15 protein-coding genes are annotated in these 19,794 nt (G+C 56.0%); 14 read left to right on the forward strand and 1 reads right to left on the reverse strand.

Annotation, left to right across the window (positions count from 1 at the left end; translation table 11 throughout):
- The first annotated feature begins 750 nt into the window (after window positions 1-750).
- The 14 genes from ACI2J2_RS20130 (at window position 751) to ACI2J2_RS20195 (ending at window position 18,438) form a co-directional block, all read left to right on the forward strand.
- On the forward strand, window positions 751-2,187 hold the full coding sequence (locus tag ACI2J2_RS20130; RefSeq protein ID WP_404760705.1) for an ATP-binding protein: 1,437 nt from the start codon (window positions 751-753) through the stop codon (window positions 2,185-2,187).
- A 2-nt stretch (window positions 2,188-2,189) separates the two neighbouring features.
- On the forward strand, window positions 2,190-3,059 hold the full coding sequence (gene qseG / locus ACI2J2_RS20135; RefSeq protein WP_265556709.1) for a two-component system QseEF-associated lipoprotein QseG: 870 nt from the start codon (window positions 2,190-2,192) through the stop codon (window positions 3,057-3,059).
- A complete protein-coding gene (glrR, locus tag ACI2J2_RS20140; RefSeq protein ID WP_209638424.1) occupies window positions 3,056-4,393 on the forward strand; it encodes a two-component system response regulator GlrR in 1,338 nt (445 codons plus the stop codon). The genes qseG and glrR overlap by 4 nt, the downstream gene beginning before the upstream one ends.
- A gap of 129 nt (window positions 4,394-4,522) precedes the next feature.
- A complete protein-coding gene (locus ACI2J2_RS20145; RefSeq protein WP_209638406.1) occupies window positions 4,523-6,145 on the forward strand; it encodes an NAD+ synthase in 1,623 nt (540 codons plus the stop codon).
- Window positions 6,146-6,155: 10 nt separating this feature from the next.
- Complete coding sequence (gene glnB, locus ACI2J2_RS20150; protein WP_004847623.1) at window positions 6,156-6,494, forward strand: nitrogen regulatory protein P-II; 339 nt, start codon at window positions 6,156-6,158, stop codon at window positions 6,492-6,494.
- Window positions 6,495-6,805: 311 nt separating this feature from the next.
- Window positions 6,806-7,729 carry a LysR substrate-binding domain-containing protein gene (locus tag ACI2J2_RS20155; RefSeq protein WP_404760706.1) on the forward strand — a complete coding sequence of 308 codons (924 nt, stop codon included), beginning with the start codon at window positions 6,806-6,808 and terminating at the stop codon, window positions 7,727-7,729.
- A gap of 115 nt (window positions 7,730-7,844) precedes the next feature.
- Window positions 7,845-9,308 (forward strand): gamma-aminobutyraldehyde dehydrogenase, encoded by a 1,464-nt coding sequence (locus ACI2J2_RS20160; protein ID WP_404760707.1) that lies wholly within the window; start codon window positions 7,845-7,847, stop codon window positions 9,306-9,308.
- A 61-nt stretch (window positions 9,309-9,369) separates the two neighbouring features.
- On the forward strand, window positions 9,370-10,524 hold the full coding sequence (gene ydcS, locus ACI2J2_RS20165) for a putative ABC transporter substrate-binding protein YdcS (protein WP_265556706.1): 1,155 nt from the start codon (window positions 9,370-9,372) through the stop codon (window positions 10,522-10,524).
- Window positions 10,525-10,729: 205 nt separating this feature from the next.
- Complete coding sequence (locus ACI2J2_RS20170; protein WP_209638398.1) at window positions 10,730-11,758, forward strand: ABC transporter ATP-binding protein; 1,029 nt, start codon at window positions 10,730-10,732, stop codon at window positions 11,756-11,758.
- Between the two features lies 1 nt (window position 11,759).
- Window positions 11,760-12,704, forward strand: coding sequence for an ABC transporter permease (locus tag ACI2J2_RS20175; protein WP_209638396.1), 945 nt, complete (start codon window positions 11,760-11,762; stop codon window positions 12,702-12,704).
- Window positions 12,694-13,500: an ABC transporter permease gene (locus ACI2J2_RS20180; protein WP_404760708.1), complete on the forward strand. Its 807-nt coding sequence runs from the start codon at window positions 12,694-12,696 to the stop codon at window positions 13,498-13,500. The genes ACI2J2_RS20175 and ACI2J2_RS20180 overlap by 11 nt, the downstream gene beginning before the upstream one ends.
- Window positions 13,501-13,681: 181 nt before the next feature.
- Window positions 13,682-15,106: an aminobutyraldehyde dehydrogenase gene (patD, locus tag ACI2J2_RS20185; RefSeq protein ID WP_404760709.1), complete on the forward strand. Its 1,425-nt coding sequence runs from the start codon at window positions 13,682-13,684 to the stop codon at window positions 15,104-15,106.
- 237 nt (window positions 15,107-15,343) lie between these two features.
- Complete coding sequence (locus ACI2J2_RS20190) at window positions 15,344-17,254, forward strand: NAD(P)-binding protein (RefSeq protein ID WP_404760710.1); 1,911 nt, start codon at window positions 15,344-15,346, stop codon at window positions 17,252-17,254.
- Window positions 17,251-18,438, forward strand: a complete 1,188-nt coding sequence (locus ACI2J2_RS20195) for a c-type cytochrome (RefSeq protein ID WP_404760711.1) — start codon at window positions 17,251-17,253, stop codon at window positions 18,436-18,438. Before ACI2J2_RS20190 ends, ACI2J2_RS20195 begins: the two co-directional genes overlap by 4 nt.
- 161 nt (window positions 18,439-18,599) lie before the next feature.
- Here the strand turns inward: ACI2J2_RS20195 and hmpA are convergent, their stop codons facing one another.
- Window positions 18,600-19,790, reverse strand: a complete 1,191-nt coding sequence (hmpA, locus tag ACI2J2_RS20200; protein WP_209638388.1) for an NO-inducible flavohemoprotein — start codon at window positions 19,788-19,790, stop codon at window positions 18,600-18,602.
- Between the last annotated feature and the right edge of the window lie 4 nt (window positions 19,791-19,794).

Here is a 19,794-nt window from a genome sequence, read left to right on the forward strand (position 1 = left end):
TCATGATGTCGGTGAGTTGTCTGCATTTTGCGACAGGCGGTATTTTCATTGTCTCTAAAAAGAGACACATAACTTATTGATTTTTAATGGTGAAAAATTAATTGCGTTAAGTTGTCGGGTTTTGGAGACAGGGTGGTGTTTTTTTCCTCATCCAATGCCGTGGTAAAGCGGCCGTTTTAGCATTGAATTAATTTATTATTGTTTAATTTCATATGCTTAATAAATTTGTTGAAAAGTTGGCACGATAAGTGCATTATTCTCTTCAGTTGCTCATTCACCTTTTTATGACGGCCCCGTAATTAAACGGAATAGTTGCCTCATAAGCCTCCGAATGATGCCAAAGAAATGGTGCCTATCGTCCAACCAAACCGATAATAGACGCGCAAGCGCTTTATCAAGCATCGGGCGACACGTGGAGTGAGGCACCGCCTGTATCCACCTGTGATGAGTCTTCATCAATTACGGATACTTACGGATGCTATTCGTCCTGTTCGATGCCAGCTTTGTGCTACATCACCCTGGGGACGAGGTTAAGGGCATCCACACTTTCTTGCGTGGGGCAGTTCTGCCCCAACGTCAAATACCCATCATAGATGCAACGCCAATTATTTTGGGTATCACGATAGCCCCAATCGCAGACATCACTCACGCACGGCACGCTTGCCTGGATTTTCCTGACGCTCCGCTGAACGCCGGGCTTTCCTCTCATCGGCGACTCGGTTAGCATCAAAGCAGACTAGAGACAATGAGATGATTTCGTTGAAAAGATGGCGTTTATTTCCCCGCTCACTGCGTCAACTGGTGCTGATGGCGTTCCTGCTGGTGCTGTTGCCGCTGCTGGTGTTGGCTTATCAGGCCTACCAGAGCCTGGATCACCTCAGCGCGCAGGCGGCTGACATCAACCGCACCACGCTGGTGGATGCGCGACGCAGCGAGGCCATGACCAGCGTGGCGCTGGAAATGGAGCGCAGCTATCGCCAGTATTGTGTACTGGTCGATCCGACCCTGGAGAAGCTGTATCAGAACCAACGAAAACAGTATTCGCAGATGCTCGACGCACATGCCCCCATCCTGCCTGATAAACGTTATTATCAAACCTTGCGTAATTTGCTGACCCAGCTTGCGGCGATCAAATGTCAAAGCAGCGGCCCGGACGCACAGGCGTCGGCACTGCTGGAGTCATTTTCACGCTCAAATGCCGAAATGGTGCAGGCCACGCGTGCCGTGGTGTATTCCCGTGGCCAACAGTTGCAGCAGGCGATTGCCGAACGCGGCCAGTTCTTCGGCTGGCAGGCGCTAATGCTGTTTCTGGTCAGTGTGATGCTGGTGGTGCTGTTTACCCGCATGATTATCGGCCCGGTAAAAGCGGTAGAGCGGATGATCAACCGATTAGGGGAAGGGCGAGCATTAGGGAGTACCGCGTCTTTTAAAGGGCCGCGTGAACTACGTTCGCTGGCGCAACGCATCATTTGGCTGAGCGAGCGGTTAGCCTGGTTGGAATCGCAGCGCCATGAGTTTTTGCGCCATATCTCGCATGAATTGAAGACGCCGCTGGCCAGCATGCGCGAGGGGACGGAGTTGCTGGCGGACGAAGTCGCCGGCCCGTTAACCTCCGATCAAAAAGAAGTGGTGACCATTCTCGATCAGAGTAGCCGTCACTTGCAGCAACTGATCGAACAACTGCTGGATTACAACCGTAAACTGGCGGATGGCCCGGCGGAACATGAGAATGTTGCGTTGGAGGAGATGGTCGAAATGGTCGTTGCTGCGCACAGTTTACCGGCCCGGGCAAAAATGATCCGCACCGAGATCCAACTGGATGCGGAAATCTGCTGGGCAGAGCCTACGCTATTAATGCGCGTACTGGATAATCTCTACTCCAATGCGGTGCACTACGGTAAGGAATCCGGTAACATTTGGATCCGCAGCCGTCAGGTTGGGCAACGGGTACAGATTGATGTCGCCAATAGCGGCACGCCGATCCCCGACGCTGAGAAAATCATGATTTTTGAGCCTTTTTTCCAAGGTAGTCACCAGCGAAAAGGGGCGGTAAAAGGAAGCGGTCTTGGGCTAAGTATCGCGCAGGATTGTATCCGCCGGATGCGCGGGGAGCTGCAGCTGGTTGAAGTCGCTGGCGCAGACGTCTGCTTCCGCATTGAATTGCCATTAACCGCCGAGAATGAATAATAATGTACACATGGTCTAAACGCCTTCGTCTCTCACAGACCGAACGTTCACCGCGTGCCACACTGGGTACGCCGCTCGGCAAGCGTCGTTTTTCCTTTTTAGGCAGCGTTCTTTTTGTCCCTTTTCTACTGGCTGGGTGTGTTGATCGCGCGGTCAGCGGCGGCTTAAGCCAGCCGCAGCAGGAAGCGATCCCGGACACAAAAGTGGTGGATTACCGCATTGCGGCGTGTGACACCCTGTGGCCTCTCGACGAAAAAGATGCGTTGAATAACTCTCTTTACTGGCTGCGCGCCATGGATTGTGCCGATCGTATCGGTTCCACTCAGGCGCGTGCACTGGCGAAAACCCTGCCTGGAGACAGTTGGGATGGGATTTTCAAACAAAGCATCCTGTTGGGTAGCGCTGAGCCAACCTCGGGTGAGCGCCGCCAGATGATCGATCGCCTGAACAGCTACCGCCTGGAGTTCCCAAGTTCATTGCGCCCGTTGTTGCAATTGTGGCGTCAGCAGCAGGTCCTACAGATAACGCTGTTTGATGAAAAGGCTCGCTACCAACATCTGCAGGAAAGCTCCGACAGCCAGATAGATCAGTTGCGCCAGAGCCAGATACGTTTACAGGCACAGTTGCAGGATACGTCGCGCAAGCTGGAAAACCTGACCGATATTGAGCGTCAGCTCTCTTCGCGCAAGCAGCTGCAAACTGACATCCCGGACAATAGCGCGACGCAACAAAAAACCGACTCCGCGAAGAAAGTGACCCCAAACAAAGCCGCAGAGTCGGACGCGGAACCGGAGAAGGGCACAGCCTTGCCGGTGGAACCGGAAGATACTTATGCGCCGTCCCCTGCTAACAAGGAGTCCCACGCGCAATGACAGCACGCAAACCGGCCAATCTATTATTGGTTGACGACGATCCCAGCCTGCTCAAGCTGTTGGGAATGCGCCTGACCAGCGAAGGTTTTCATGTCACCACCGCGGAAAGCGGTCAGGAAGCGCTGCGCCTGTTAGGGCGCGAAAAAATCGATCTGGTGATAAGCGATCTACGGATGGATGAAATGGACGGCATGGCGCTGTTTGCCGAGATCCAGAAACATCAGCCCGGCATGCCGGTGATCATCCTTACCGCCCACGGCTCTATCCCGGATGCGGTGGCCGCCACCCAGCAAGGGGTGTTCAGCTTCCTGACCAAGCCGGTGGATCGCGATGCGTTGTATAAGGCCATCGACGAAGCGCTGTCATTGTCGTTACCTGCGGGTGATGACAGCTGGCGTGAAGAGATAGTCACCCGCAGCCCGATTATGCTGCGCTTGCTAGAGCAGGCAAAAATGGTGGCGCAGTCCGATGTCAGCGTCTTGATCAACGGTCACAGCGGTACCGGTAAAGAGGTGCTGGCGCAAGCGATCCACGGTGCCAGCCCGCGGGGTAAAAAGGCGTTTATTGCCATTAACTGCGGCGCATTGCCCGAGCAATTGCTGGAGTCTGAGCTGTTCGGCCATGCCAAAGGGGCATTTACCGGTGCAGTCAGCAGCCGTGAAGGGCTATTCCAGGCGGCAGCTGGCGGTACGCTGTTTCTCGATGAGATCGGCGATATGCCGCTTTCGCTCCAGGTTAAACTGTTGCGTGTGCTGCAAGAGCGCAAGGTCCGCCCGTTGGGCAGCAACCGTGACCTGGACATTGACGTTCGTATTATTTCCGCCACTCACCGCGATCTGCAAAAGGCGATGGCGAAAAACGAATTCCGTGAGGATTTGTACTACCGCCTGAATGTGGTGAACCTGAAAATCCCTGCGCTGAATGAGCGCGCTGAGGATATTCCATTATTGGCTAATCATCTGCTGCGCGAGTCTGCCAAACGCCACAAACCCTTTGTCCGTAGCTTCTCTTCGGACGCCATGAAACGCCTGATGACCGCGACCTGGCCGGGTAACGTGCGCCAACTTGTGAACGTAATCGAACAGTGTGTGGCCTTGACCTCCGCGCCGGTGATCAGTGAAGCGCTGGTGGAACAGGCGCTGGAAGGGGAAAACACCGCCTTGCCGACCTTTGTCGAGGCGCGTAATCAGTTTGAATTACATTATTTGCGCAAGCTGTTGCAGATCACCAAAGGTAACGTGACTCAGGCCGCACGTATGGCAGGCCGCAACCGTACCGAGTTTTATAAATTGCTGTCGCGTCATGAACTGGACGCCAACGATTTTAAAGAATGATGTTTTCCGCTGCGGCCTGCTTACGCAGGTTCTCAACAAACGCAGCGGAATGATTTACACTCCGTTCTCTTGTTTGTGGCGCGGCCCAACACAGAGAACCATGGAACGTATTAAGCGGGATCCTAAACAATGAGCAGATCACTATCCATCGCACTGGCCCAGTTAAACCTGCTGGTCGGTGACATTGAAGGCAACACCGAGCGCATGTTGCAAACGGTGCAAGAGCAGCAGAAGGCGGGAGCCGATCTGGTCATGTTCACCGAACTGGCGCTGTCTGGCTATCCGCCGGAAGACCTGTTGTATCGCAATGATTTTTATCAGCGCTGTGACGCGCAGTTGCATCGTTTGCAGCAGGCGTCGGTTGATGTCGCCATTCTGGTCGGCCACCCGTGGCGTGAAGGCGACAAACTCTATAATGCGCTGTCGCTGTTCTCCGAAGGGACGCTGCTGGCGCGTTACTTCAAGCAGCAGTTGCCGAACTACGGTGTTTTCGATGAGAAACGCTACTTCCAGGCGGGTAATGAAACCTGCGTGATCGAGCTGAAAGGCTATCGCCTGGGTCTGCTGATTTGTGAAGACCTGTGGTTCCCGGAGCCGGTCGATGCTGCCAAGGCGGCTGGCGCCGAAATGATTTTGTCGATCAATGCCTCACCCTACAATCGTGAAAAGCCGTATATCCGCAAAACGCTGATGGCTGGCCATTGCCAACGCACCCATTTGCCTCTGGTGTACCTGAACCAGATTGGTGGGCAGGATGAATTGATTTTTGACGGCTGTTCGAAGGTATTTGATGCTGCCGGCAACATGACCCACCGTCTGGCGGCATTCGCCGAACAGGTGACGTTGCTTGAGTTCAATGAGCTGGACGTCGTGCCCATGACGGCACCGGCCGCCGAGTTACCGCAGTTGGCGCAGGTGTACGAAGCCCTGGTGTTGGCGGTGCGCGACTATGTGACGAAAAATGGCTTCAAGGGCGCAGTGCTGGGGTTGTCTGGCGGTATCGATTCGGCGCTGACGCTGGCGATTGCCGTCGATGCATTGGGCAAAGACAAGGTGCAGGCGCTCATGATGCCGTTCCGCTACACCGCGGATATCAGCATTGCCGACGCTAAAGAAGAAGCCGAAATCCTGGGTATTGAATTTGATATCGTCTCCATTGAGCCTATGTTTGATGCCTTTATGGGCCAACTGACGCCAATGTTTGCCGGTACCGAACGCGATACCACGGAAGAAAACCTGCAGGCACGCTGCCGTGGTGTGGTGCTGATGGCGCTGTCCAATAAGCGCCGTAGTATCGTGTTGACGACGGGCAATAAAAGCGAGATGGCCGTAGGTTACGCCACGCTGTATGGTGATATGGCGGGGGGATTCGACGTACTGAAAGACGTCCCGAAAACACTGGTATTCAAGTTATCCGAATACCGCAATACCGTCTCCTACGTGATCCCGCAGCGCGTTATTGATCGTCCGCCGTCCGCTGAGCTGGCGCCGGATCAGCTCGATCAGGACAGCTTGCCTCCGTACGACATTCTGGATGCGATTCTTGAAGGCTACGTCGAACGCGATAAGTCCGTTGCCGATCTGGTGGCTGAAGGCTTCGACGAAGCGATAGTACGCAAGGTTATTCGCCTGGTAGATATTAACGAATACAAACGGCGTCAGGCCGCCGTCGGGCCGCGTATTACCGCCCGCAATTTCGGCAAAGACCGCCGCTACCCAATCACATCCGGCTTTGGCCGCAAAAATTGGTAAAGGAAAGAAGATGAAAAAGATCGACGCTATTATCAAACCGTTCAAACTGGATGATGTTCGTGAAGCGCTGGCTGAGGTGGGCATTACCGGGATGACCGTCACCGAAGTGAAAGGCTTCGGCCGCCAGAAAGGCCACACTGAGCTGTACCGTGGCGCAGAGTATATGGTCGACTTCCTGCCGAAGGTGAAAATTGAAATCGTGGTGGCCGACGATATCGTCGATACCTGCGTAGAAACCATCATGCAGACTGCGCAAACCGGTAAAATCGGCGACGGTAAGATTTTTGTCTTCGATGTGGCGCGCGTAGTCCGTATTCGTACCGGCGAACAGGACGAAGAAGCGATTTAATGTGATCGTCTACCGAGCACCGCCAGATTGAGCTTGGGCGGTGCTCGGCCTCCTCACGTACTACGTGTACGCCCCAAATTCCCGTGAACGTCTCCCGCCTCTCCACCGTTTTGATTATTCTCATCATAAGCATTCTAAAAAAGCGAAGGCTATCGCGTTTTTGATACTTTTCTCGATCGCTTCACTGCACCCATAGCTACACTTAACTCAATTCCACTATTTTGATTAAGGCAATCCCCAATGAATGTCACGTTGCGGCCAGGCGGCAAGTGCACGCAGACAACAACGCAGTGGCTTGGAAGGCAATGCGGATGATGACGCTGCGCCAAATCCGCCATTTTATCGCCGTGGCCGAAACCGGTTCGATCTCCGCCGCCGCCCAGGCGGTGTTTGTTTCCCAGTCCTCGTTGACGTTGGCTATCCAGCAATTGGAAACCGACATCGGTGTGCGATTGTTCGATCGCCACGCCAAGGGCATGAACCTGACACATCAGGGGCACCAATTTTTACGCCAGTCTTATCTGATCCTCGCCACGGTGGATAACGCCAAACGCAGCCTGCAATTGGGGACTGAAAGCCTGACGGGCAAGCTGACTATCGGCGTGACCAGTCTGGTGGCCGGGTACTTCTTGGTCGAGCTGCTCAAGCGGTTTAAATCGGCTTACCCCAACGTCACCATCCAGATGATCGAAGATGAACGTCCTTATATTGAGCACCTGCTGGTAAGCGGGGAGATCGATATCGGCGTCCTGATCCTGTCCAATATCGAAGACCGTGACGCGTTGCAGACCGAAGTGCTGATGCATTCGCCTTATCGCCTGTGGCTGCCACCGCTGCATCCGCTGCTGGATCACGAAAGCATCAGCTTGGCAGATGTGGCGAAGTTGCCGCTTATCCAGCTTAATGCCGACGAAATGGACGTACATGCGCGCCGTATCTGGGCTCGCGCGGGATTGAAACCGGAGATCGCCATGAAAACCGGTTCGACGGAGGCGGTACGCAGCCTGGTGGCGGCAGGGATGGGGGTCTCAATCTTGCCGGATATGGCTTACCGCGCCTGGTCGCTGGAAGGCAATATGATTGAAGCGCGTAAGCTGGTGGATCTGTTGGAGCCGCTGGACATCGGCTTGGCATGGCGGCGCGGTAGCGCACGGCCGGAATTGGTCACTCCTTTCCTGACCATTGCGCGTGAGAACGGGAATATGCACGCCGCTGGGCTGAAGCATTCGATTTAATCGAACGCGGCGTTCAGTATTTAGAATTTGTTGGCTGCCTGATGCTCGCTTAGTCTGATTGAAACTAACTTATTCACATTTAGTTAACGTTTTTGTCACTTAGAGGCGATTCGCGATGGCAGATGTGCACCTCCTTTCAGGTTTATCCTGTCAGCAATTCATTAACGGTCAGTCGGTCGAAGGTGAAGGCCAGCAAGAGTGCATCGTTAATCCGGCTAATGGCGAAACGCTGATTTCCATCACCGAAGCCTCATCCGCGCAGGTTGGCAGCGCCGTTAAAGCGGCCCAGCAAGCCTTCGGCCACTGGTCGCGCACTACGCCAGCCTACCGTGCATCTCTTCTTCTGCGCATTGCCGACGCCATAGAGCGGCAGGCCGAGCGGTTAGCCGGTCTGGAAGCCCTCAACTGCGGCAAGCCGTTGCATCAGGCGCTCAATGATGATCTGCCGGCGGCCGTCGACGTCTTTCGTTTCTTTGCCGGCGCGGTGCGTACCCAGCAAGGGCAACTGGCTGGTGAATACATTGAAGGACACACCTCGATGATTCGCCGTGATCCGATCGGTGTGGTGGCCTCGATTGCGCCATGGAACTACCCGCTAATGATGGCGGCATGGAAGATCGCGCCCGCGCTGGCGGCGGGCAACACCGTGGTATTCAAACCTTCCGAACATACTCCCCTGACGATTTTGGCGCTGGTGCCAGCGCTGCAAGATATCCTGCCGCCGGGTGTGCTGAATATTGTCTATGGCGGCGGAGAAGGGGTCGGCAGCCATTTGGTCGGACATCCGCAGGTGCGTCTGGTGTCGGTGACCGGCGATATCGTCACCGGGCAAAAAATCTTGCAGGCGGCAGCTAAAAGCGTCAAACGCACCCACCTGGAATTGGGGGGGAAAGCACCGGTGATCGTCTGCGACGACGCGGATCTGGACGAAGTGGTCAACAGCATCCGCACCTATGGCTACTACAACGCCGGGCAAGACTGCACCGCCGCCTGCCGCATCTACGCGCAGGCGGGGATCTATCCAAAACTGGTAGAAGCGCTGGGTGAGGCGGTGGCCAGCCTGCGTTTTGCCCGCAAACGCGATGAAGATAACGAAATTGGCCCGCTGATCAGTAACCGGCAGCGTGATCGTGTCGCCAGCTTTGTCGAACGGGCGCTCAGTCAGCCGCACATTGAATTGATCACCGGCGCCGCCGCGCATTCGGGCCCCGGTTTCTATTACCAACCCACGCTGCTGGCCGGCTGCCTGCAAAGCGACGAAATCGTCCAGCGTGAAGTGTTTGGCCCGGTAGTGAGCGTTACCCGTTTCGAACATCTGGAGCAGGCGGTCAACTGGGCCAATGATTCCGAATACGGTCTGGCTTCGTCGGTCTGGACGCAAAATATCGATCGGGCGCTGCACATCGCTGCGCATCTGCAATACGGCAGCACCTGGATCAACACCCATTTCACCCTGGCGAGTGAGATGCCACACGGGGGCCTGAAACGTTCCGGTTACGGCAAGGATCTCTCCAGTGATTCACTGCAGGACTACAGCGTAGTCAGACATGTAATGGCGAAGTTTAAAGCCAGCTTTTAATGAGATTAGGGCGGCAGCCGTTCCCTGCCGCATACAGATACGCAACACAGGGGTAATTACGATGGGAAAAACTACCGCAGTCACCACCACAGTTTCCGCGCTCTGTCTCACTGTGCTTTGCAGCCTGGCTCATGCGGCCGAGTTGCCACAGGCTCTGGGTAAAGGCGAAGGACGACTGGATATCATTGCCTGGCCCGGCTATATCGAACGCGGCCAATCCGATAAAAATTATGACTGGGTCACCCAGTTTGAAAAACAAACCAGCTGTGCAGTGAATGTGAAAACGGCTGCCACGTCAGACGAAATGGTCAGCCTGATGGCTAAGGGCGGTTACGACTTGGTGACCGCTTCCGGCGATGCTTCACTGCGACTGATCTTCGGCAAACGGGTGCAGCCAATTAACACGGCACTGATCCCCAACTGGAAAAACATCGACCCGCGCCTGTTGAAGGGCGCCTGGTATACCGTGGACGGTAAAACCTACGGTACCCCCTATCAGTGGGGGCCAAACCTGCTGATGTACAACACCAAAACCTTCCCAACGCCACCGGATAGCTGGGCTGTCGTGTTCCAGCAACAGAACCTGCCAGACGGCAAAACCAATCAGGGGCGGGTGCAGGCCTATGATGGCCCTATTTACATCGCCGACGCGGCGCTGTTCCTGAAGGCGACACAACCCCAGCTTGGCATCAGCGATCCGTATCAATTAAACGAAGAGCAATATCAGGCGGCACTGAAACTGTTGCGCACTCAGCATGCGTTGATTCATCGCTACTGGCATGACACCTCAGTGCAGATGAGCGATTTCAAAAATGAAGGCGTGGTCGCCTCCAGCGCCTGGCCGTATCAGGCCAATGCCCTGAAAGGGGAAGGCCAGCCGATTGGCACCGTGTTCCCGAAAGAGGGCGTTACCGGTTGGGCGGATACCACCATGCTGCACGCCGACGCCAAACACCCCAACTGTGCTTACCTGTGGATGAACTGGTCGCTGGAGCCGAAAGTGCAGGGTGACGTTGCTGCCTGGTTCGGTTCTGTACCGGCATCACCGGCAGGCTGTAAGGCCAGTACGCTGTTAGGCGATAAAGGGTGTGAGACCAATGGTTTCAACCAGTTCGACAAGATTGCCTTCTGGAAAACGCCACAGGCGCAGGGCGGCAAGTTCGTCCCCTATAGCCGCTGGACTCAGGATTATATCGCCATCATGGGCGGCCGCTAATATCACCTTCATATTTCAAGCTGCCTCTTTGCTGGCTGCCAGCACGAACCCCGGTTGCGTACGACCAGTACGCACTCGGGGATGCGTTGGGTTGTCGCTTTGATGTAGCCCGAACTATTTTGGCGATAGGTCTGTGTCGGGGGTAGCCAAACTGGCTTTGCTGACTACACCTGATGAGTTTACGCCATGTTTAGGAGAGCAGATCATGACCATTGCCGTGCAGTTTATCGATGTTTCTCGGAGTTTTGGCGATGTTCGCGCCGTGGACAGGGTTTCTATCGAAATACAGGATGGGGAATTCTTCTCCATGCTCGGGCCTTCAGGTTCGGGCAAAACCACATGCCTGCGATTGATCGCCGGTTTTGAACAGCTCAGTGCCGGTTCGATTCGTATTCACGGCCAGGAAGCCGCCAATCTGCCACCGTATCAACGTGACGTGAATACCGTCTTCCAGGATTACGCGTTGTTCCCGCATATGTCAGTGCTGGAAAACGTCGCCTACGGGCTGATGGTTAAAGGCGTGGCCAAACGTGAACGCCTGGCGCGGGCGCAGGAAGCGCTGGACAGTGTGGCGCTGGGATTTGTGGCCGAACGTAAACCGGCACACCTTTCAGGCGGTCAGCGGCAGCGTGTTGCACTGGCGCGCGCGTTGGTCAATCGGCCACGGGTGCTGTTGCTGGATGAACCGCTTGGCGCGCTGGATCTCAAGCTGCGTGAGCAGATGCAGGGCGAGCTGAAAAAGCTGCAGCGCCAACTGGGGATCACCTTTATTTTCGTCACCCACGATCAGAGCGAAGCGCTATCGATGTCCGATCGGGTGGCGGTGTTCAACAATGGGCGTATTGAGCAGGTGGATGCGCCTCGCGAGTTGTACATGCGGCCGAAGACACCCTTTGTTGCCGAGTTTGTCGGCACGTCCAATGTGGTACGCAGCGATCTGGCGCAGCGGTTACTGGGCCAGGCCGCCACCTTCTCAATCCGTCCCGAGCATATCCGTTTAGCCAATCAGGCCGGCGCGGCACAGGGTGACGTCCAGGTGCAGGGCACGCTGCAAGAGATCCATTATCAAGGCGCCGCAACGCGCTATGAAATTGCGTTGAACAGCGGGGAGAAACTGCTGGTCAGCGAGGCGAATCCTCAGTGGCATGCCGACGGGCAGCGACACCTGATCGGTCAGCCGGTCACCGCTTGCTGGTCACGCGAGGCGATGGTGCCACTGCTGGAGGAGAGGTGAGATGGAGATGAGCATTGACTATCCCGCGCCGCGCCGCGGTACCTTGCGCGCGCTGTCGACCTGGCTGTATCGCCGACCGACGCTGTACCTGCTGTTGTTATTGGTCCCACCGCTGTTGTGGTTCGGCGCGGTGTACCTTGGCTCATTATTGACGCTGTTGTGGCAGGGGTTCTACACCTTCGACGATTTCACCATGACGGTGACGCCGGATCTGACCTTCGACAACCTGCGGGCGCTGTTCAACCCGGCCAATTACGACATCATTCTTCGCACATTGACCATGGCGGTGCTGGTGTCCCTGGCCAGCGCGATGTTGGCATTTCCGATTGCCTACTACATGGCACGTTACACCAGTGGCCGCGTCAAAGCGTTCTTCTATATCGCGGTGATGATGCCAATGTGGGCCAGTTACATAGTTAAGGCCTACGCCTGGACGCTATTGCTGGCAAAGGATGGCGTGGCGCAGTGGTTCCTACAGCATCTTGGGCTGGAGCCGGTGTTGGCGGCAATCCTGACCGTGCCGGGCGTAGGGGGCAATACCTTGTCGACCTCCGGGTTGGGGCGTTTTCTGGTGTTTGTGTATATCTGGCTGCCGTTCATGATCTTACCGATCCAGGCGGCGCTGGAACGTCTGCCACCTTCGTTGCTGCATGCTTCGGCGGATTTGGGCGCACGCCCGTCGCAGACCTTTCGTTATGTGATCCTGCCGTTGGCGGTGCCGGGCATTGCCGCCGGGTCGATCTTCACCTTCTCACTGACGCTGGGGGACTTTATTGTGCCGCAGCTGGTGGGCCCGCCGGGCTATTTCATCGGCAGCATGGTGTACGCCCAGCAAGGGGCGATCGGGAATATGCCGATGGCTGCGGCCTTTACTCTGGTGCCGATTGTGTTAATCGCGATTTATCTATCCATTGTGAAACGTCTGGGGGCCTTCGATGCACTCTGAGCGCGCGCCGTTAGGGCTGAAATTGGCCGCCTGGGGCGGTCTGATTTTCCTGCATTTCCCCCTGGCGATTATCGCCATTTACGCCTTCAACACCGAGGACGCGGCGTTCAGCTTCCCGCCGAAGGGGTTCACGTTGCATTGGTTCAGCGTTGCCGCCGGGCGGCAGGACATTATCGATGCGATGCTACTTTCCGCGCAGATTGCTGCAATGGCCACGGCTGTGGCGCTGGTACTGGGCACCCTGGCGGCTGCGGCGCTGTACCGGCGTGATTTCTTCGGTAAAGACAGCATTTCACTGTTGCTGCTGTTACCGATCGCGCTGCCGGGCATTGTTACCGGTCTGGCGTTGCTGGCCGCGTTCAAGGCGCTGAATATCGAACCGGGCGTACTGACCATCGTTATCGGGCATGCCACTTTCTGCGTGGTGATCGTATTCAACAACGTCATCGCTCGTTTCCGCCGGACTTCCCATAGCCTGATTGAAGCGTCAATGGATCTGGGTGCTGACGGCTGGCAAACCTTCCGCTACGTCATGTTACCCAATCTGGGTTCAGCGTTGCTGGCCGGTGGCATGTTGGCCTTCGCGCTGTCGTTTGATGAAATCATTGTCACCACCTTTACCGCCGGGCATGAGCGCACGCTGCCGCTGTGGCTGCTCAATCAGCTCGGCCGCCCGCGTGATGTGCCGATCACCAACGTGGTCGCGCTGTCGGTGATGTTGCTGACCATGATCCCGATTTTGGGGGCTTATTACCTGACTAAGGGTGGCGAGAGCGTCGCCGGCAGTGGCAAATAGAATTCAGGCCCACTGGGCGACTGCGCTTGGCATCCTGAGATTGGGCAGTGCTCGGCCTCCTCACGTACTTCGTGTACGCTCCGGGGCCCTGCGCGCTGTCCGCACTCAGCCTGCCTACGCTCGTTACGCTCAGTGAACCTTAATTAACATTTTGAATTGTAAAATTTAAAAGGATAACCCTATGCAAAGCCAATTGTTGATTAACGGCCAACTGGTGACCGGCCAGGGCACGTTGTTGCCGGTGTATAACCCGGCGAGCGGAGAAGTAGTGTTACAGGTGGCTGAAGCCAGCGCAGAGCAGGTTGATCAGGCGGTGCTGGCGGCCGACGCCGCATTTGCCGAATGGGGACAAACCACGCCGAAAGCGCGTTCCGAATATTTGTTGAAGCTGGCGGATATGATTGACAACCATGCGGAAACCTTTGCTCGCCTTGAGTCGCTTAACTGCGGCAAACCCTACCACTGTGTATTGAACGACGAACTGCCGGCCGTAGCCGATGTTTTCCGTTTTTTCGCCGGTGCGAGCCGCTGTCTGAGCGGGCTGGCGGCGGGTGAATATCTTGCGGGACACACCTCAATGATCCGCCGTGACCCTTTGGGCGTGGTGGCTTCGATTGCCCCTTGGAACTATCCGCTGATGATGGCGGCATGGAAGTTGGCCCCGGCCTTGGCGGCGGGTAACTGCGTTGTGCTTAAGCCATCGGAACAAACCCCGCTAACCACGTTCAAGTTGGCTGAATTGGCCGCCGGCGTGTTCCCGCCGGGTGTGTTCAACGTGCTGTTCGGCCGCGGCGCCAGCGTTGGCGACCGGCTGACCGGCCATGACAAAGTGCGCATGGTGTCACTCACCGGATCCATCGCCACCGGGGAACACATTATTGCGCATACTGCACCCGGCATTAAACGCACCCATATGGAATTGGGGGGGAAAGCGCCGGTGCTGGTATTTGACGATGCCGATCTGCAACAGGTGGTGGACGGGATCCGTAGCTTCGGCTTCTACAACGCGGGTCAGGACTGCACCGCTGCCTGCCGCATTTATGCGCAGAAAGACATCTACCCACAGTTGGTGAAGGCGTTGGGCGAGGCCATTGGCAGCCTAAAGATCGGGCCGCCGGAAGATCAAAGCAGTGAACTGGGCCCATTGATTACCGCCCAGCATTTGGAGCGGGTTGTGGGCTTTGTCGAGCGAGCAAAAGCCTTGCCGCATGTACAGGTCGTGACGGGCGGTGGGCGGGTCGACGGCCCTGGCTACTATTTCCAGCCGACATTGTTAGCCGGCGCGCGTCAGGAAGATGAGATTGTGCAGCGTGAAGTGTTCGGCCCGGTCGTGACCGTAACGCCATTCGACGATGAGGCGCAGGTGTTGGCCTGGGCTAATGAGTCTACTTACGGACTGGCGTCGTCGCTGTGGACGCGGGATGTTGGTCGGGCACACCGTTTAAGCGCCCGTTTGCAGTATGGCTGCACCTGGGTAAATACCCATTTCATGCTGGTGAGTGAAATGCCGCACGGGGGGCAGAAGCTGTCTGGCTACGGCAAGGATATGTCGATGTATGGATTGGAAGACTATACTGCTATACGGCATGTGATGTTTAAACATTGATTCATTAGGTTTTATCTGCAAAATAACGCGGCTTTCAGGCTGGTTACTACTGGCCTGATAATAATAATATCCCCTATGGATTTTAAGCTACAGCTAGGTGGCCCAGGTCAGGTAGGGGCGCTGCATACTGCGCCCGTATCAATTGGGGCTAAGGTATTCGCCCCCTACGGTGAGCAAGTGCAGGTAACCACGCTGTAGCTTTAAATACGACGGGGAAAAACTGAAAGGAAGCCAATTATGAGCATCACCCGACGCGATTTTCTTAACGGGGTGGCGATCACTATCGCCGCCGGGTTGACGCCGATGCAGATCTTAAGAGCGTCGCCGCAAACCGCCAATCAAACCCTTTATTACCCGCCGACGCTGACTGGGCTTCGTGGTAACCATCCTGGTTCATTCGAGCATGCGCACCAACTGGGGCGCGATGGCAAGGCCTTCGATTTTGCCGCCGTGCCAGCGACGGAAGAGTTCGATTTGGTGGTCGTGGGTGCCGGTATCAGCGGGCTGGCTGCGGCCTGCTTCTGGCAGCAAATGAAGGGCCCGCAGCAACGTATTTTGCTGATAGACAACCACGATGACTTCGGCGGGCACGCCAAGCGCAATGAATTCAGCAGTGAAAACGGCACTATTCTTGGTTATGGCGGTAGCGAGTCATTGCAGTCACCGCGATCCAACTTTAGCCCGGTGGCGATGGGCCTGCTGCAAAAGCTGGGTGTCAGCATCGACAATCTTGAAAAAGCGTTCGATACCACCTTCTACCCGAACCTGAATTTGAGTCGCGGTGTCTATTTCGATCGTAAAAACTTCGGCGTCGACAAAGTCGTGAGTGGCGATCCGGGCCGCATGGTCGCCGACGACATCCCACACGATCGTCTTAATGGTCGCTCCTACGAAGCCTTTATTGGTGATTTCCCACTGCCGGAAACTGATCGTCAGGCGCTGATTGCGCTGCACACGGTGGATAAGGATTACCTGCCGGAGATGAATCAGGAACAGAAAAGTGAATGGCTCGACAAGCACAGCTATACCGAATTCCTGCGTGATAAGGTCGGCCTGAGCGAAATGGCGATCCGTTATTTCCAGCAAACCACCAGTGACTTCCAGGCTGTGGGCATTGATGCGACATCATGCAGTGACGCACGCATCTGCGACTTGCCTGGGCTCAATGGCATGAATTTACCGCCGCTGGACGAAGAGTCGCAGGCGGATCTCGACGATCCCTACGTGTTCCATTTCCCTGACGGCAACGCCACATTGACGCGCTTGATGGTGCGTCATTTGATCCCGGCGGTTTCACCGGGCGGTAAGGACATGAATGACATCGTGTTGGCGACGTTCGACTACAGCCAGCTTGATCGCGCGGCGTCACCGGTAAAACTGCGGCTCAATAGCACGGGCCTGCATGCGGCTAACGTCGGCGACAAGGTTGAAGTGACCTATATGACCGGCGAGAAAATGACCAAGGTACGCGCCGGACAGGTCGTGATGGCCGGGTACAATATGATGATCCCGTATCTGGTGCCGGAAATGTCGTCGGAACAGCAAGAAGCGCTCAAGCAGAACGTGAAGTCACCGTTGGTGTACAGCAAAGTGGTGATCCGCAACTGGCAGCCATTTATCAAACTTGGCGTGCATGAGGTGTACTCGCCAACGGCACCGTATTGCCGCGTGAAGTTGGATTACCCGGTGAGCATGGGCGGCTATCAGCACCCGCGCGATCCGAACCAACCGATCGGCCTGCACATGGTGTATGTGCCGACGCTGGCGGGTAGCGGGTTAAGCCCACGTGAGCAGTCTCGCAAGGGGCGCGCCTTACTGCTGGGCACGCCGTTTGAGGTGCATGAGCAGATGATCCGTGAGCAGCTACAGGGCATGCTCGGTTCTGCCGGGTTCGATCATCAGCGAGATATTGAAGCCATTACCGTAAACCGCTGGTCACATGGCTATTCCTACTTCCTCAATGGGCTGTTTGATGATGAGGATGAAGCAAAGAAAATCATTGCGACAGCGCGTAAGCCGATCGGCAAGATTGTGATTGCCAACTCGGACTCTGACTGGAGTCCGTATGCCAACTCGGCGATCGACCAGGCATGGCGTGCGGTCAATGAGTTGGCCTTCAGCCATGTTGCGGCGAAGGAGGGAGCATGAGAATGCGTTCACTGTATTTGCTGACCTTACTGGCAGCGGGCGGTTCGGCCCAGGCAATGTCGGTGGGGGAGTATGTGGCTAAGGCCGGGGACTGTACCGCCTGTCATACCACGCCGGGTGGCGCTCTGTTTGCTGGTGGGATGAAGTTCCCCACACCGTTGGGCAACATTTACGCCACCAATATCACCCCGGACAAACAGCAAGGCATCGGTGCCTATTCTTTTGACGAGTTTGATCGCGCTATGCGCCAGGGGATCGCCAAAGATGGCCATCGGTTGTATCCCGCGATGCCGTATACCTCTTACGCCAAAATGAACGCGGAAGATATGCGTGCGCTGTATGACTACCTGATGAAGGAAGTCCCGGCGCAGAATACGGCCAACCGTGCCAGTGATATCAGCTGGCCGTTGTCGATGCGTTGGCCGCTGGCGGTCTGGAACCAACTGTTCCATGACGATACGCCTTACCAGCCGGACAGCAGTCAGAGTGCCGAATGGAATCGTGGTGCTTATTTGGTGCAAGGGGCTGGGCACTGTGGCAGTTGCCATACGCCGCGCGGCTGGGCGATGCAAGAGAAAGGGCTGGACAGCAAAGAACCTGCCTTCCTGAGTGGCGCTGAGCTGGATGGTTGGTACGCATCGGGATTACGCGGTCTGAAGCAGGACGAGGTGGTGTCTTTGCTGAAAACAGGGCGCAGCCAACATGCTGCGGTCGCCGGGCCGATGAGTGAGGTGGTAAGCCACAGCACGCAGTACCTCACGGACGGCGATCTGAATGCCATTGCCATCTATTTGCACAGCCTGGCGGCAGAAAAACCGTCGGCGGAAAAACCTGTCGCAATGGCGGTCGACAACTGGAAAGCGGGGCAAAGCACCTACGCCATGTACTGTTCAACCTGCCATGGCAATAAGGGCGAGGGGAGCGACAACACCATTCCGGCACTGGCGGGCAATGCAACGGTCACGGCGGAGAACCCACTCACCGCGCTGCGCGTGGTGTTGGAAGGCGCGCATACGCCTATCACACAACACGCCACGGCGATCGCCATGCCGGGTTACGCTTGGGCATTGGATGACCAGCAAACTGCCGATCTGATGAGCTATTTACGAGGAAGTTGGGGCAACCAGTCGGCACCGGTTACGGCGCAGCAGGTGCAGGAGACGCGCAAGCTGGCGGAGAAATAACCAGACACTGTCCTATTTGAAGCGGCTTCATTGTTGGCTGCCTGCGCTTCCCCCGTCATGGACTATTTGTACGTTCTTGGGGATTCGCTGGGGTGCCGTCGCGAGGCAATGCCAATTATGCGCAATACGGGCGCGGCTCATAGGGGCCGCGCCCTTTTCAATTACATCACTTTATGTGGGCCGAAGCATTCGTAGTGGATGCGATCGGCATCTACCCCCATCTCCAGCAACTGCTTGGCCACATACTGCATGAAGGGGACCGGGCCGCAGAAATAGTAATGCATCTGTGGGGTGCTGAGCGTTTCGCGTAGAGCACTCAGATTCATCAGACCACGGCTCTGGTAGTCACGGCCTTCTACATCGTCTGCACCTGGTTGGTTGTACCACACGTGACGGCTCAGGTTTGGCATACGTTTGGCAATATCCGCAACTTCATCGGCAAAGGCGTGAACGCTGCCGTTTTCCGCTGCATGCAGCCAGTGTATATCCGCCGGATGCTGGCTATCGTGCAGGGTATTTAGCATGCCGAGCATCGGGGTCTGGCCAACACCGGCGGAAATCAGCGCCACAGGTGTTTCCGGCTGCGCGTCGAGGAAGAAGTCCCCGTGCGGTGGGGCGAGGTAAATCACGTCGCCTTCTTTGGCTTGCTGATGCAGGAAATTAGAGACTTTCCCCTGATCTTCACGTTTGACTGCGATACGGTAGTATTCGCCGTTAGGTGAGGTGGTCAGTGAGTATTGGCGTATTTCCTGGTTTTCCATGCTGTCATGTTTGATGTAGACCGCCAGATATTGGCCCGGCTTGAAGTCGATCACTTTGCCGCCGTCAACGGGCGCCAAGACGAAACTGCAAATCACGTCGCTTTGCGGCTGTTTTTTGACGATGCGGAAAGCTCGCAGGTCACGCCAGCCACCGTTGGCGGTTGCACTGGCCTGATAAATTTGGTCTTCGCGCTGGATAAACACATTCGCCAACACGCCATAGGCTTTGCCCCAGGCATCCAGTACCTCTTGGCCCGGGCTGAACATTTCGTCCAATGTGGCCAGCAGATGACCGCCGACAATTTGATATTGATCCGGTTGAATATTCAGGCTGGTGTGTTTGTGGGCAATACGCTCTACGGCAGGCAGCAGGGCCGCCAGATTTTCGATATTCGCGGCGTAGGCACAAATTGCGTCGAACAGTGCCTGGCGTTGATCGCCATTGCGCTGGTTGTTCATGTTGAACACATCTTTTAATTCGGGGTTGTGTTCGAACATGCGGTCGTAGAAATGCGCGGTCAGTTTCGGCCCGGTAGCGGCCAGCAGGGGAATAGTAGATTTTACGGTGGCGATGGTTTGGCTATCCAGCATGGTA

Origin of the sequence: Serratia sp. NPDC087055 (genome assembly GCF_044900985.1) — a bacterium.
In the GTDB taxonomy this organism is placed as follows: domain Bacteria; phylum Pseudomonadota; class Gammaproteobacteria; order Enterobacterales; family Enterobacteriaceae; genus Serratia.